Raw genomic sequence first — 15,102 nt, 5'->3', positions numbered from 1 at the left:
ATTTTGAGAACAAGGTAATTCCGTTACAATCCCGTTGACTTTTCCATTGCCTCAGTATATCTTGTTCCCATTATTTTAATATTAGCAGAAGCTGTTTCAATTTGCTGAAGTTCCTTTTGTGTTAATTCAATGGAAGCTGCGCCAATGTTTTCCTGTAAGCGAAGTAATTTTGTTGTTCCGGGAATAGGAACAATCCATGGCTTTTGAGCGAGCACCCATGCCAAAGCAATTTGTGCAGGTGTTGCATTTTTTGTTGTCGCAAATTCCTGAATTAAATCCAGCAATTCCTGGTTTGCTTTACGTGCTTCCTCTGTGTAGCGGGGAAGAATGCTGCGAATATCACCTTCCTGGAATTTAGTATGCTCATCTATCTTTCCTGCAAGAAAACCTTTGCCTAATGGACTAAACGCAACCAAACCTATTCCTAACTCTTCAATGGTTGGAATGATTTCTTTTTCATGCTGACGAGTCCATAAAGAATATTCGCTTTGCAATGCGGATACAGGTTGCACAGCATGCGCTTTGCGAATTGTTTCTGTACCTGCTTCAGACAAGCCAAAATATTTTGCTTTGCCTTCTTTAATTAAATCTTTCACTGTACCTGCAACATCTTCAATCGGTACATTCGGGTCAACACGATGCTGATATAACAAATCAATTACATCAACCTTTAATCTTTTAAGTGAACCTTCAACGGTTTTTCTTATCTGGTCAGGATGGCTGTTTACACCAATCATTTTTCCATCCCGGATATTAAAACCAAATTTTGTAGCGATGACAACTTTATCCCGAAGCGGTGCCAATGCTTCGCCTACAATTTCTTCGTTGGTGTAAGGACCATACACTTCAGCAGTATCAAAAAAATTCACACCAAATTCAACTGCTTTTTGTAAGAGATTGATAGCATCTTTTTTTTCCGGAAATGGATAATAAGAAAAGCTTATTCCCATACAGCCTAAACCGATTGCTGAAACTTCGAGACCCTGGTTTCCTAACTTTCTTTTTTGCATGATTATATTTTTAATTTTTTGAGATTTACTATTGATTTATTATTTTATTTTCATACCAGGTACAAGGGGATCGGTCGCAATCAGCTCAAGAGACTTAACCATATTCTTAGTGCCTGTCTTGTATTTTATGAAATGAGTTGTTTGTAAATGTGCGTTGTATGCCGCGGTATCTGCATAAATTTCTAAAATCGTAATGCGGGTAGGCCGGTCTTTTTCAGACACTGCATATAAGGTTAGAACCCCTGGTTCCACACGCACAGAAGTTTCAATTTCCTCTTTTAGCATGGCTTTATAATTTTCGAGTTGAACTGAATCAATAACGAGCTTTGCCAGCCGCACCATTTGATTTTTCCCCTGTGCATAGGTGTTGCTGCAGAACGCAAATGTTATTATACTTATCGTAAAAACAAGGCGTAAAGAGACCCGTTGAATCTTCATCTTTTTTTATTTAAAGATTTTATAGTTAACTATCCAGTTTTCTTTCTCCCAGCCATTTTACCATTGCAGGGTCGCGATGATCGAAGAAGTAACTTTTATTCGTATCTAATGTTTTAATGGCTTCCATATCTTCTGCGCTTAACTCAAAATCGAGGCTGTTGAAATTCTGCTCTATTCTTTCTTTGCGAACTGATTTTGGAATGGCAATTATACCTCTTTGTGTAAGCCAGCGAATGACTACCTGTGCAATGGTTTTATTATATTTTTTCCCGATTGATGCAAGCAGGTCATTATGAAACAAATTGTTCTTTCCTTCGGCAAATGGTCCCCACGATTCTATCTGTACATTATTTGCTTCCAGGAATTTTTGCGTTTCAATTTGTTGGTGAAATGGGTGCGTTTCAATTTGGTTTACGGCCGGAACAATTTCGTTGTGAACGATTAAGTCAATCAACCTGTCAGGATAAAAATTGCTTACGCCGATTGCTCTCACCCTTCCTTCTTTGTACAAGTCCTGCATGGCTCTCCATTCTCCATACACATCGCCAAAGGGTTGATGAACGAGATATAAATCGAGGTAATCTAATTGCAATTTTTTTAAAGAATTTTCAAAAGCCTTCTTCGTTTCTTCGTAACCGTTAGACTGTATCCAGAGTTTGGTTGTGATAAATAAATCTTCTCTTGGTACACCACTCTTTTTTAGAGCCCTGCCCACCGCTTCTTCGTTTCCATAAGATTGAGCGGTATCAATCAAACGATAACCTGTTGCAATAGCATCAACCACACTTCTTTCACATTCATCTAAATCTTTTACCTGGAAAACGCCAAATCCCAGGATGGGCATTTCAACTCCGTTATTCAATTTTGCGTTTTGCATGATTCATTTCTTTTCTGGTACAAAGGTCACCCGAATTATCCCACCGTAATGTATATGGATTACGGATTTATCTACCAAAATTGCTGATTGGTGATTGCGCATTAATGAGGCGATGGATAATATAGTAATTTTGAAATTGATAAAAAAAACGGTTATGGATAACATGCGAAGATTTGAAACGATCGGTGATTACAACACATTCAACAATAATGAAACACTGCATCCGCTGGTGGGTGTTGTTGACTTATCAAAAGCAAGTCCGCGACAGGGTTCCCGTATGTATTTCGGCTTTTATACTATTTTTTTAAAAGACGTTAAGTGCGGTGATTTAATGTATGGCAGGCATACTTACGATTACCAGGAAGGTACCTTGGTTTTTCTTGCACCCGGACAAGTGGCAGGCATAAGCAGCAATGGAGAAACTTATCAACCAAAAGGATATGCGTTGGTCTTTCATCCTGATTTAATACATGGCACAGCGCTTGGAAAGCATATGCGGGATTACACATTCTTCAGTTACCAATTTCATGAAGCGCTTCACTTATCGGAGCGTGAAAGGAAGATAGTTTTAGATTGTTTTTCGAAAATTGAATATGAATTAGAACATGCCATTGATAAGCACAGTAAAAAGCTGATTGTATCTAACATCGAATTGTTTCTAAACTACTGCACCCGTTTTTACGATCGCCAGTTTATTACGCGGGATAACATACACAAAGGGATTTTAGAAAGGTTTGAGCATTTGCTGAATGGATACTTTGAAACCGACAAGCCACAGACTATTGGTTTGCCTGCTGTCGCGTGGTGTGCCGGTGAACTGAATTTATCGGCAGGTTATTTTGGAGACCTGGTAAAAAAGGAAACAGGAAAGACAGCGCAGGAATATATACAGTCAAAGCTGATTGATGTGGCGAAAGAAAAGATATTTGATCAAAGCAAATCTGTTAGTGAAATTGCTTATGAATTAGGATTTAAATATCCGCAGCACTTTACGCGGCTGTTTAAACAAAGAGTCGGGCAATCGCCAAATGAATACAGGATGCTGAATTAAAGAACCATTGTCTTGCTATTTGTGTTGACCCATCACCACAGAATAGGCCGGCTATCAACTAACGGCTAAGATTACACGAGTACAAAGTAAAAAATCCCGGTTAGGCAGAAAGTAACTTTTAATTCAGAAACATCTTATATTTATCGCATTGTGAAACTGTTCATTTATGCATAAGATTAAATATATCCGGGTGAAAAGAACGTTTTTGCCAATTGCCTTTTTTTGTATTGCCTTTAGCAGCTTTGGCCAGCATGAGCAGGCGGAACGACGCATTGATAGTGTAATGCAGCAGTACGATATGCCGGGCCTTGCCGTGGCAGTTGTAAAAAAAGGAGCGATCATGTATGCCCATTCCTTTGGTGTAAAAAACAAGGAAACGGGCGCAGCACTTACTAACGATGATATTTTTCGCATAGCCTCCATATCAAAATCCTTTTCGGCTACATCCATCATGCAACTGGTGCAGGCAAAAAAAATGTCGCTGGATGATGATGTAAGTAACCTCATTGGTTTTGCGGTGCGTAACCCAAAGTTTCCGGACCGTGTGATAACCGTTAGGATGATCTTATCGCACACATCAAGTATTAATGATTCGCAGGGGTATTTTACATTGGATGTAATTAACCCTGCTAAGAATCCCGATGCTGCAAAGTGCTATAACGATTATGCACCCGGGCAGGGTTATCAATATTGTAATTTGAATTTTAACCTCGCTGGCACCATAGTAGAAAGAGTGTCAGGTCAGCGATTTGACCAATACATAAAAGCGCATATCCTTGATCCGTTAGGTTTGTACGGCGGCTTTAATGTGGGCGCTCTTGATTCAACCCGGTTTGTAACGCTGTATGAATATGATTCAGCAACCAACAAACTAACTGCTGACCCCGAAGCTTACAACCCAAGGACGGAGCAGATCAGCAATTATGTAATGGGATACAGCACCCCGGTATTTTCGCCTGCCGGTGGTATGAAGATATCTGCTACGGACCTTGCCAAATATATGACCGTGCATATGTATAAAGGCAGGTATAAAGGCACCAGGATTATTTCGAAGAAAAGCGCCGTGACGATACAAACGCCTGTTTCGCACGATTACGGTCTTGCTATAGAAACCACAAGTAAGCTGATACCCGGCGTAACCCTGAAGGGCCATACAGGCAGCGCCTATGGATTATTCAGCATGATGTTTTTTCAGCCACGTCAAAAGTTTGGAATCGTTGCTATTACCAACGGCTGCAATGTTATTAGCTATCCTGATTTTAACCCTGCGCTTAAGGCTGTTGTGAATATATTGTATGAAGAAATGATAGAGTAGGGGTATGTAACGGTTATGATTGTACGAAAATTTAAGTGGAAATACTATATACCCGGCCCGATAGTGGTTAAACCTCAAACTTGTGTTGGTGAAGGGGACCTTCATCACTGTTTTCCTTCTTAACTTTATATTTTAAAATTCTTATAACATGGGTAAATTTCATACCAGCATCACCACTGCTCATGCTGCATTTATCGCGAAGCAGCATATATTCTTTGTGGCTACAGCACCTTTAAGTGCCGAAGGAAGAGTTAATCTATCCCCGAAAGGACTGGATTGTTTCAAGACCTTGTCTGAAAATAAAGTGGCTTATATGGATCTCATCAGCAGCGGCAATGAAACCTCGGCGCATACGATGGAGAATGGGCGCATTACATTTATGTTTTGTTCATTTGAAGGATCCCCCAATATTTTGCGCCTTTATGGAAAAGGTTTTGCCGTATTGCCGGGCACAAAAAACTGGGACGTGTATGCTCCGCATTTCAAAATATATCCAAGCACCCGGCAGATCATCGTTGCTGATATTGACCTGGTTCAAACTTCCTGTGGCTTCGGGGTTCCCTTATTCAAGTATGAGGGTGAACGCGATTTTCATTTTGAATGGGCAGAACAAAAAGGAACAGACGGTCTCCGGGATTATATGATGGAAAAAAATTGTAAAAGTCTTGACGGGTTGCCCACAGATTTGGGAGTGTCAAAATAAGCAGCCGTGTCCTGTTACAAAATTTAGCCGAACAGGTATAACACATAGCGTGGTGCAAAATCTGCACGAATTAATCTTTTGTGCTTTTTAATGCCCAATTAATAAGCGCAGGCTGAAAAAATAATCTTGCCAAACGTTTGTTATCTGTATTTAAACCAAAAGCATCGCGGCCATGTACATATTGTGCAATATTGCCCGGAAAAACGGCAGTAAAAAAGCCGCGGCAATTCTTCCGGTTGTTTTCTTTTTTTTACCACCGATTACCAGCGCTGCACCCAGCGCAATTTTATTGTTCGCGCACATAGCCCCAAGCTACCTATAGATTGCTTAAATAGTTGGGGAGCGCTGCACTGATATTAATCAACTCTTCCGAAACTCTGGCCGCTGCTTTTAAAGCCAGGATATTTATTCCTTTATTTGCTTCGCACTTGCCACAATATACTTTTTGATATTCTCCAGGTCCGTTGCAGATAAGCGACTACCAAAGTTGGGCATACCCAAAGGTTCGAACCTTCCCTTTAAAACTATTTCATTGATGATGTCAAATTTTGCTTTGGTCATAAGACCAAGGTCAGGCAGTGCGCCATAATCTTTATCGATTGTTCCATGGCAGGACATACAATACTGCAAATAAATTTCTCCTCCTCTTTTTATGTCTGCTTCTGTGCCGGGGTAATCTATATGAAGGGGAACCGGTTTTTCCGCAACAATCAATTCAGGCATTTTTTCTTTACCATCAATACAGAACGTATAGATATGCGCCGGAAAAATATCCGGGGTGGCTTTTTCATTCATTGCTCCGCCGGAACCACCCCAACCTACCTGGAAGCTTATGTATTGTACGCCATCCACGCTGTAGGTAATAGGCGGAGCGGTTACGCCTGTTCCTACATTCACTTTCCATAACAGTTTGCCATTATCTCCATCCAGTGCGGTAAGATTTCCGTCTGCTGTTCCCTGGAATACCAACCCTGATGCGGTTGTTACTACACCACCATTCCAGTGGGCTACCTGTTTAACCCGCCATACTTCCTGTTGTTTAACTGGGTCCCATGCCAATAAAAAACCTTGCGGACCTCCTTTGGGTGCATTAGCATCTTTTTTGAAAGGGAGCGCATTATTTATATCACTTGCTAAATTCCAACCCGTACCTGATCCGAAATCCTTTACCTGGTTAAACTTCCAGCCTGAATCATATCCGTATGTGAACGATGTTACGCGACCGGGTATGTACATGAGTTTATTCTTTCGGTTGAAAGCCATTGGTTGCCAGTTATGGCCGCCATCAAAATCAGGGTAGAGTTCCATATTGACATTCTTTAACCTGGCAACTTCGCTTTCTATAGGCCTTCCTTCCGGCGTCATGCCAACTGCCCAGTTCATATAAGTGAATGGTTTGGCAGAAATGAATTTTCCATTCGTACGATCGATCACATAAAAGAATCCGTTCTTTGGCGCCTGCATAATTACTTTGCGTATTTCTCCTTCAATGGTAAGATCGGCAAGCACTAACGGTTGCGTAGCCGTGAAGTCCCAACTCTCACCCGGTGTTGTCTGGTAATGCCATACATATTCTCCATTATCAGGATTGATGGCAACGATAGAAGAAAGAAAAAGGTTATCTCCGCCCCCCGGACTTCTGTGATAGCGATTCCACGGTGAACCGTTTCCGGTACCCACATACAGTAAATTCAATTCGGGATCAAAAGCCATCGCATCCCAACAGGTTCCGCCTCCGCCATATTTCCACCATTCGCCGGTCCATGTTTTAGCGGCCATCTCCATCGCTTTTGATTCAAAAGGTTTTGAAGGATCACCGGGTACGGCATAAAACCTCCAGGCCTGTTTTCCCGTTTCTGCATCATACGCAGTTATATAACCTCTTACACCAAACTCGGCACCACCATTGCCTATAATCACTTTACCTTTTATGATTCTTGGTGCACCGGTGATGGTATAATTTTTTGTAGAGTCCGTTGTCCATACTTCCCAAATAAGTTTTCCTTCTGCGGCATCAATGGCGATGAGCCTCCCGTCAAGAGCGCCCGCATAAATCTTTCCGTTATATACGGCAACGCCACGATTGACCACATCACAACAGGCTTTCATACCATACCGGCCCGGTACTTTGGGATCATAAGTCCAGAGGAGTTTGCCGCTTCGGGTATCAATTGCATACACTTTGCTCCAGGCGCCGCTTACATACATAATGCCATCTACAACTATTGGTGTTGCTTCAAAACCTCGTTTGAAACCAAGATCGATATCCCAGGCCAATCCAAGCCGGAAGACATTGTCTTTATTGATTTGCATCAGCGGACTATAACGGTCTTCACTATACGTTCTTCCATAAGAAAGCCAGTCAGCGGAATCCTTGTCTGCCTCAACTAAGGCTTTGTCATTAATACCTTGCGTGGCATTTTTTATGTACGCTGCAGAGCCGGGTTTCGGTTGTTCCTTACAACTATAAAAAAGTAAAACAAAAAGGTAAAGTGCTACGAAGAGGTGCAACTGAAATTTTGTTTGCATAAGTGTTGAGTTTGGCGAAATAAAATTGTCGTAATCGAAGGGGAGGGAAAGATGATTTTCGGAAGGCAGTATTAAATATATAGATAAATTTTGTACGCACAGAAAAAATGATATAACAATCCTGCACCTTGAAAAAGTATTCGACCCTTGCTTGCGGATATCTTCACCAGGCATTCCTATGTCGCGGCCGATTCTCCCGCAGAACACCCTGCGGCATTGTTTCATACTACTATACATCCGGGTATAAGGGTGAATATAAAGGCACAAGCATCATTTCGAAAAAAAGCGCCGTGACAATGCAAACTCCCGTTTCTCATGATTACGGACTTGCTATAGAAGCCACAAAAAAACTGATACCCGGTGTAACCATGAAAGACTGTGGTAAATAATAATTGTATGAGGACGTGATAGAGTAGGGAAGTATATAACGGTTAAGACTGTACGAAAAGTATACTCATTTGCTATAGGCGGAAACTGAATTGATGTTGCAGGTTTTCTACGATATTTTTTTCTGTATTTGCCAATAGTGACCAAAGGGATCTTTGATTGTCCCCTGCCGGTAACCATACTCATAATCCCGTGCAGGATTTATTTCGGTTGCTCCCGCTTTAATTGCTTTGTTAATTACTTCGTCCACGTTATTCACAAACAAGCCGATACAAATTGTAGTGCCGTTGTTTTTGCCAGGTGAAAAGAAATATTGCTTGCCAGTTATTTCGTGTATATGAAATATAGCTCCGTCAATAGAAAGTTCTACAACGTGAATACTGCCGTCATCATTGGAAAAACGCAGCTGTTCTGTTGCTCCGAACGCCTTCTCATAGAATGAAATATCCTTGACTCCATTGTCGATGAAAAGTTCGGGAGCAAAAAATGTTTTGTTGTTTTGAGTGATCATTGTTTATGTTTTCTTAAAGTTTGACAAAAGTAGAAATTGTTTCCTGAGGCTTGTCGCAAAAATTATGCAAACGATGGGTATGACTGAAAGCAGAATATTCATTGACCGTTTTTGCCGAAGGCATGCAGTCTTACAACCTTGACGTATAATGCTGCTGATGATTCTACTTAACAACGGCGAGACTGTGCATAAAATAACTCCCGGTTGCGGATTTACCGCATGTTATTTTTTTGCACATTCACCCGGTTGCCATAAACTTTTTTAATTTAGATCTGCCCAAAGAATAAAAAGTCCTCCGGAAATTACACCCACCATTTGAAACCCGGGAACGCCCATTTGGCAATATGACGTCAATAAGTAAATCTTAACCTGTCATGAAAAGTTTTCAACAAAAGGGTGATGTTACACATACTGGCATAGTTTATGAACTTATAAGTGTAATCTTCTGGATATCGGATTAATCGGGGTGGAGTCAAATCTGCCCCTTTTTTTTAAGGCGGCGGCCGGTACTTTTATGCTTATTAAAATTATCAGAATCTACAGGTTCGTTCTTTTTATATGAAGGCCAGGGAGCTATACGAAGACATTGTATCAGCCGAAATTAATCGGCAAGTGTAGCTTGCTATAAGTATAATTGATATCTCCACGAAACAAACTATACTTCCGGCAGAAGGCTGTTGTTGCAGGTAACAACAGGCATCGCCAATTCAAAGGTTTCCACAAATTTTTAGTATCTTAGAAGATATGAGAATAAGTCTGCTTGCTATCTTTATTTTTCTCACAAGATTTGCGTGGGCGCAAGATTCTACCACTATTTTTATTGCAGCTGGCCAGGACGTTTCTGAAGTGTTAACTCCTCAAAAGATCTTTCAATACCCGCAGTTTATTAAGGGTAAAATTTTTTTTAGAGATGGAAGCACATCTGAAGCTCCTCTCAATTACAATTACCTGCTGGGTGAAATTGAGTTTATCTCACCAAAAAAAGACACGCTGGCTATTGCAAAAGAACAAATGCTGAACATTAAGAAAGTAATCATCGACACGAATACCTACTTTTTCAACCGGCAGTACGTTGAGCTGGTGATGGAGAACGAAGTTGGCAAATTATTGAAAAGTACCATGTTTGATGTAGTAAGAAGAGAAAAAATTGGAGGGTATAACCAGCCTTCGTCTACCTCAGCCATTGATTCGTACGAAAGTTTTACCGGTCCTTACGGGGTTCCTGAGTTAAACCTTAAGATAAGGGAAAACATTACGTTGGTATTAAAGACCAATTATTTCTTTGGTGATGATTACAATTTGCTTTTGCCCGCCAATAAAAAAAATATTTATAAAGCGTATCCTTCAAAAAAGAATCGCATTAATAAATATTTAGAACAAAATGCTGTTGATTATAAAAGCCCCGGCGACTTAAAAAAATTACTTACCTACATGGCGCAAAGCCCGGGTTAACCACTGTGGCTCACACTTAGTTAAGGCGCATCTTTACATCACAAGGCCTATTAGTCCTTCAGTCCGAGATAGGCTTTAACTGCATTATAATCGTTCCAGTCAATAGCATCTTTTGGATTCTTTGTTCCGTCTTTCGAAACCGGCAATCCTGTTGATACCCCGCCGGGGATAAGGACATACCTGTATTGAAAATGGTTATACCCGTTTACTGCAAACGAGCTGGCGTCATAATTCGAAATCAGCTGAATGGTATCTCTATAGAAGTATTGATTAATGACGAGGGTAATTGGATTGTTGTTATTGTCGGTAAAAAAGAACGGTTCATTAATGGGCAATGGCGACACGAACTCACCACCTGCCGAGTCGCTTCCCAGATTCACATACACTTTTACTTCGCCGAAATTCATAATAGAATCGGTCAGCAAGAAATTTCTGTTTCATAATGAACTGGTTTTAGATTATTATTAAATCGGGTAAAAAATAGTGAACAGTATTAATCCATTTCGGATAACTGTAAGGCAGAAGTGAGACAGGGCTTCGCTGCGTCTTCATGATTTGTCTTTTCAATGCCGGATTGTTTGCATTATGTAGTAAGAGATGCAGAAGAACATAAAGAGGTTGGCGTATCCAATAAAAACTGTTTATAACAGAACAGGATAACAGGTTCCCTGCCACGCTAATATTGCGCAGCTTTCAAATACTGTTTTTCTTTTTTATATTGTTGATCTAAACCAAAATTTATTGTATGAAAAAGACTATTATCGGCGCCATCGTTGGTGGCATAATTATTTTTGCGTGGCAATTCCTTTCATGGGGTCTTTTAAATCTTCATGAGGCACAACAGAAATATACTCCGAAGCAAGATAGCATCCTGGCTTACCTCGGAACTCAGTTTAATGAAGACGGCGCTTATATGATGCCAACCTTTGCGCCAGGCACATCAAACGATGAAATGGGAAAGCAGATGAAAGCAATGGAAGGAAAACCATGGGCGCAGGTGGTATACCACACAAATATGCCCGGTATGGATAAGATGTTTATGAATATGGCCCGGAGCCTGTTGGTGGATGTTTTTATTGTATGGTTACTGTGTTGGTTAATTATGAAAATACCTTCCCCTTCATTTGGAACTATTTTTCTCGGCAGCTTAAGTATTGGGATCATCGTATTTCTTAATGTGCCCTATACGCTGCATATCTGGTATGGCAGCTTCGACCTGATGGCTCATTTTGTGGATGCATTGGTTTCGTGGGGCGTGACAGGTTTGTGGCTGGGATGGTGGCTCAGCCGCGGGAAGAAATAGTTATCCCGGTAATTCAAATAAGTCGATTTAGTTTACAACTGTCTTCTTCAGATCAGCACTCAGATCATATCCCTGGACTGAAAATTTTATTGTATGCCCACTTTCTGTTAGCTTACCAGTAACATGAGTCAATTGTTGCCGGATGGGAACATCAAATGAAATACAATCTGCGCGCTTCTCTCACCGGAATGTGCTAAAACTATGCTTGATCTCACACGAAATAATCAAACGGCCTTTTTCAGCTAGCCGTTTCCGTTAGATTCAATTATACTTATTAACACAAGTTTGTCAAATTATCAATATCAGGTTTCATAAATTTACTGTTGTGCACCTGAAATCGGTTTTGTGAGCTACGAACAGGGGCACAAACCACGGACACCTGTGATACTGTATTTTGAAATCGTTGGCTCATATTATATCTTGATCATCCCGATGTAATTAAAACGACCTTGTTAATTAATAAACTACATACAAATATTTTGAAACACGCGATAACATTTACAGTAGTAGCAATGCTTGCTTTAACGAATGCCCGGGCCCAGGAGCAAACTAACAGCACAAATAAAGGAAACAAGACGAAAAAAGAATTAAGGAAGGACGAGCAAAAAAAGCAATTTGAAAATAATTATCAGCTATTATTATCCAAAAATTTTGTGATTGAAGCGAATACGGTAAATGGACACCAGGTATATTCGAATGAAAATTTTTTTGAGGTAAGTGGAGACTCTTCTTATCTGCAGGTAACGCCAATGCAAGGTATGACGGCCCGCAGTGGATTTAGTGGGTTTATATACGTAGGAACAATAATAGACTATAAGATAACGAGAGATGAAAAAAGTTATAGTTGCACCGTTAGCTTATGGTTTAAAACCAGGCAAATTATGAGACAAGAGGTAACAATAACAGTTTCGATGGCTGGTAATGCGATTCTAAATTCCGGAGAAGTGCGGATGGTAGGAGTGATTAAAGATATACAATCGTCAAATATATTGCCCAGGATTCCTTTGAATTGAGTAAATGCAGAAAGATGCAATTCATACTGCAATTGTCTTATAGGCAGCTTTATCAGCACTTGCCCGTGTAATGATTTACATCGATAAATTTTAATGATGCAACGATTTTTGTTTGGCAGATGTCAGGCTCAAAAAACGTCGATGAAAAATATATTTTTGGCAATTGTTGTCCTGGGCTTGTTTATTAGTTGCAAGAAATCCAATCTTCCCGCTAATCCGGGTGCTCCTGTTTCTCTTATAGGGCGGTGGAAATATTCACAGGCTTTTTACAGCATCGGCGGGCCTTTAATTTATACATCTACTGAAAACTTACACCAATGGGTGCAATTCAATTCAGACGGAACCTTTTCCGGCAATACTTCCGCTTTTAAACAGTTCACATCCTTTCACATTGAAGATTCCATAAGAATAAAGTTTATTGCACCCGTTGCCCCCAACACCCGTCTGTATTTTTTTTCACTGGATTCTATTAACCGGAAGCTTTCACTAAGCCCGGCTGACTTCATCTGCATAGAAGGTTGCGGTGATATTTTTACAAAATAAACCCCGTTGATATACACGTTTGGTTTTTGTAACAATGTAACGAGTGACTTTTTTTAAATTATAACTACATTTAAAGTCTCAATTTTATTGTATGAAAAAGAACATTATTGGGTTGCTGTTTATTTTTTTGTGTTATAACGGTAGCGTATATGCGCAGCAAATGATTGACAGCCTGGTACCTGTGCGGGGATTTTGCATCGGTGCTCCAAAACCCAAAGATGTTGATGCATTTACGAAATTTATTGTTGAAGAATTAGCGCCACGACATGTGAACACGCTTATACTTCGTGTCGATTATCATTATGAATTTAAAAGTCATCCCGAACTTGCAGATAGTTTTGCGCTAAGTAAGAGTGAGGTGAGAGAAATGGTGAAAGCCTGTCAAAAGAATAACATCCGGATAATTCCACAGATTAATCTTTTGGGGCACCAATCCTGGGCCAATCACACCGGCAAATTATTAGCAGTTTATCCTCAATTTGATGAAACGCCCGGTGTACAAATGCCCGGGAAATATGAATGGCCCAATGCAGACAATTTATATTGTAAAAGTTACTGCCCATTGCACCCGGAACTGCACAAAATTTTGTTTGACATCATCGACGAAATATGTGATGTATTTGAAACCGACGCTTTCCATGCCGGAATGGATGAAGTCTTCTATATTGGTGAACCGGGGTGCCCTCGCTGCGCAGGGAGAGATAAAGCAGAATTATTTGCCGGGGAAGTGCGGTTATTGCGTGACCATCTTGTCGAAAAGAACCGCCAGCTTTGGATATGGGGCGATCGTTTGATCGATGGAAAGACCACCGGTCTTGGCATTTGGGAGGCCAGCTATAATAACACTTACCGGGCGATTGACATGATTCCGAAAGATGTGGTCATCTGTGATTGGCACTACGAACGTGCAGATAAAACGCCTGTATATTTCGCTATGAAAGGTTTGCATGTTATTACATGTCCGTGGCGCATGCCATCACTGGCAGTTGAGCAAACCGAAGACATGGTAAATTTTAGAAAAGAATCATCAGCGGAGATGCAGGACAGGTTTTATGGTATGATGCAAACAGTGTGGTCGGATGCTGCATCGTTCATGGATGGGTTTTATAATAAGAAACCCGATGCCAAAGGTGGCAGTAATACGCCCTGGAATACGTTCACTACTTTATTTGAAAAGATTAACAGCTATCAATAAATTGATAAAAATATTTTTGGTAATATCCGGGTTCTTTCCTTCAAAAAATGGCTTGCTCCAAAACACACGATTTCACTTTCTCCGCTGATAAATGATTATAGCCCTTTGTGTAGTTTTTCGCCTGTTCTCTCTCTGGCGAGCTCCATAAATATGATTTTGGACATCAAGGCGATTATTTTGTCAAACCCTTTACTGTAGAGGGTTTTTACCTTTCATTAACACATTTACCATAGTGAAGAGAGACTACATTGGACTCAAACCATGATTTGTTACGACGTAACTTTGCGCCCGCTTGTTTGATTTGAGAGAAAATATTAATCGTACAAATTAAAACAGAATGAAATGAAACAAACGATCAAGAAAACAAGAATAATTGCAATGGGTTTATTTACCCTTTGCACTTTGGGGTTAACGAATGCAACTTTCGCCAGTGCTGAAAATGATAATCCTGTTGAGGTAAAATTCATCAACGAAATCAACAACCTGCCCGTTATACAGCTTAACTTAAATAACAGGGAATCGGGTGAGTATTGTATTATCATAAAAGATATGAATTACCATATTTTGTATTGTGAAATTGTGAAAGGCGTAGATCTTTCCCGCACTGTAAAACTTAATATGGATAAGGAAGAACTAAGTACTCCCGGTTTTATGGTACATGTTGAAGTAACGTCAACAGAAACACGCAATACCGAAGTGTTTAATATTAACAATCCCGGCCATGTAAGTGAAACGACAGGGATATCAAAATTATAATCAGGCACGTTTAATTCTT

General features: G+C 40.3%; 16 protein-coding genes. 10 read left to right on the top strand and 6 right to left on the bottom strand.

Features of this window, described 5'->3' with window-relative positions; translation table 11 throughout:
* Nucleotides 1–23 precede the first annotated feature (23 nt).
* From ACO1O5_RS22615 to ACO1O5_RS22605, 3 genes are read right to left on the bottom strand one after another with little or no spacing between them, the layout of a single operon-like run.
* Nucleotides 24–1,010 (bottom strand): aldo/keto reductase, encoded by a 987-nt coding sequence (locus ACO1O5_RS22615; protein ID WP_486274357.1) that lies wholly within the window; start codon nucleotides 1,008–1,010, stop codon nucleotides 24–26.
* 39 nt (nucleotides 1,011–1,049) lie between these two features.
* Nucleotides 1,050–1,448, bottom strand: a complete 399-nt coding sequence (locus ACO1O5_RS22610) for a putative quinol monooxygenase (RefSeq protein WP_486274355.1) — start codon at nucleotides 1,446–1,448, stop codon at nucleotides 1,050–1,052.
* Between the two features lie 25 nt (nucleotides 1,449–1,473).
* Nucleotides 1,474–2,325 (bottom strand): aldo/keto reductase, encoded by an 852-nt coding sequence (locus ACO1O5_RS22605; protein ID WP_486274353.1) that lies wholly within the window; start codon nucleotides 2,323–2,325, stop codon nucleotides 1,474–1,476.
* Between the two features lie 163 nt (nucleotides 2,326–2,488).
* Between ACO1O5_RS22605 and ACO1O5_RS22600 the strand changes: the two genes are divergently transcribed.
* The 3 genes from ACO1O5_RS22600 (at nucleotide 2,489) to ACO1O5_RS22590 (ending at nucleotide 5,394) form a co-directional block, all read left to right on the top strand.
* Entirely contained in the window at nucleotides 2,489–3,376 is an 888-nt protein-coding gene (locus ACO1O5_RS22600; RefSeq protein WP_486274351.1) for a helix-turn-helix domain-containing protein, read from the top strand.
* A gap of 166 nt (nucleotides 3,377–3,542) precedes the next feature.
* Nucleotides 3,543–4,691, top strand: coding sequence for a serine hydrolase domain-containing protein (locus ACO1O5_RS22595; RefSeq protein ID WP_486274349.1), 1,149 nt, complete (start codon nucleotides 3,543–3,545; stop codon nucleotides 4,689–4,691).
* 148 nt (nucleotides 4,692–4,839) lie between these two features.
* Nucleotides 4,840–5,394, top strand: coding sequence for a pyridoxamine 5'-phosphate oxidase family protein (locus ACO1O5_RS22590; protein WP_486274347.1), 555 nt, complete (start codon nucleotides 4,840–4,842; stop codon nucleotides 5,392–5,394).
* A gap of 405 nt (nucleotides 5,395–5,799) precedes the next feature.
* On the opposite strand, the gene ACO1O5_RS22585 is transcribed toward ACO1O5_RS22590, so the two are convergent.
* Entirely contained in the window at nucleotides 5,800–7,923 is a 2,124-nt protein-coding gene (locus tag ACO1O5_RS22585; RefSeq protein WP_486274345.1) for a PQQ-dependent dehydrogenase, methanol/ethanol family, read from the bottom strand.
* A 128-nt stretch (nucleotides 7,924–8,051) separates the two neighbouring features.
* Here ACO1O5_RS22585 and ACO1O5_RS22580 point away from each other — a divergent pair, with 128 nt between their 5' ends.
* Nucleotides 8,052–8,312, top strand: a complete 261-nt coding sequence (locus tag ACO1O5_RS22580) for a hypothetical protein (RefSeq protein WP_486274343.1) — start codon at nucleotides 8,052–8,054, stop codon at nucleotides 8,310–8,312.
* 107 nt (nucleotides 8,313–8,419) lie between these two features.
* Here the strand turns inward: ACO1O5_RS22580 and ACO1O5_RS22575 are convergent, their stop codons facing one another.
* Nucleotides 8,420–8,821 carry a VOC family protein gene (locus ACO1O5_RS22575; protein ID WP_486274341.1) on the bottom strand — a complete coding sequence of 134 codons (402 nt, stop codon included), beginning with the start codon at nucleotides 8,819–8,821 and terminating at the stop codon, nucleotides 8,420–8,422.
* Between the two features lie 744 nt (nucleotides 8,822–9,565).
* On the opposite strand from ACO1O5_RS22575, the gene ACO1O5_RS22570 reads away from it, so the two are divergent.
* Nucleotides 9,566–10,273, top strand: a complete 708-nt coding sequence (locus ACO1O5_RS22570) for a hypothetical protein (RefSeq protein WP_486274339.1) — start codon at nucleotides 9,566–9,568, stop codon at nucleotides 10,271–10,273.
* Nucleotides 10,274–10,323: 50 nt separating this feature from the next.
* Here ACO1O5_RS22570 and ACO1O5_RS22565 read toward each other — a convergent pair whose 3' ends face one another.
* Nucleotides 10,324–10,698 carry a hypothetical protein gene (locus tag ACO1O5_RS22565; protein ID WP_486274337.1) on the bottom strand — a complete coding sequence of 125 codons (375 nt, stop codon included), beginning with the start codon at nucleotides 10,696–10,698 and terminating at the stop codon, nucleotides 10,324–10,326.
* Nucleotides 10,699–11,018: 320 nt separating this feature from the next.
* Between ACO1O5_RS22565 and ACO1O5_RS22560 the strand changes: the two genes are divergently transcribed.
* The 5 genes from ACO1O5_RS22560 to ACO1O5_RS22540 all read left to right on the top strand — a co-directional run bounded on the left by ACO1O5_RS22560 (nucleotide 11,019) and on the right by ACO1O5_RS22540 (nucleotide 15,083).
* Nucleotides 11,019–11,576: a hypothetical protein gene (locus ACO1O5_RS22560; RefSeq protein WP_486274335.1), complete on the top strand. Its 558-nt coding sequence runs from the start codon at nucleotides 11,019–11,021 to the stop codon at nucleotides 11,574–11,576.
* 479 nt (nucleotides 11,577–12,055) lie between these two features.
* The gene (locus tag ACO1O5_RS22555) at nucleotides 12,056–12,589 is read left to right on the top strand and encodes a DUF4251 domain-containing protein (RefSeq protein WP_486274333.1); all 534 of its coding nucleotides are present in this window, start codon (nucleotides 12,056–12,058) and stop codon (nucleotides 12,587–12,589) included.
* Nucleotides 12,590–12,730: 141 nt separating this feature from the next.
* A complete protein-coding gene (locus ACO1O5_RS22550) occupies nucleotides 12,731–13,132 on the top strand; it encodes a hypothetical protein (protein WP_486274331.1) in 402 nt (133 codons plus the stop codon).
* A 91-nt stretch (nucleotides 13,133–13,223) separates the two neighbouring features.
* Nucleotides 13,224–14,327 (top strand): family 20 glycosylhydrolase, encoded by a 1,104-nt coding sequence (locus ACO1O5_RS22545; protein WP_486274329.1) that lies wholly within the window; start codon nucleotides 13,224–13,226, stop codon nucleotides 14,325–14,327.
* A gap of 342 nt (nucleotides 14,328–14,669) precedes the next feature.
* Complete coding sequence (locus tag ACO1O5_RS22540; RefSeq protein WP_486274327.1) at nucleotides 14,670–15,083, top strand: hypothetical protein; 414 nt, start codon at nucleotides 14,670–14,672, stop codon at nucleotides 15,081–15,083.
* Nucleotides 15,084–15,102: the final 19 nt, after the last annotated feature.

It is taken from the genome of Ginsengibacter sp., assembly GCF_057362405.1.
The sequence above is the reverse complement of the archived record's forward strand: the minus strand, read 5'-3'. Positions and strand labels throughout refer to the sequence as shown.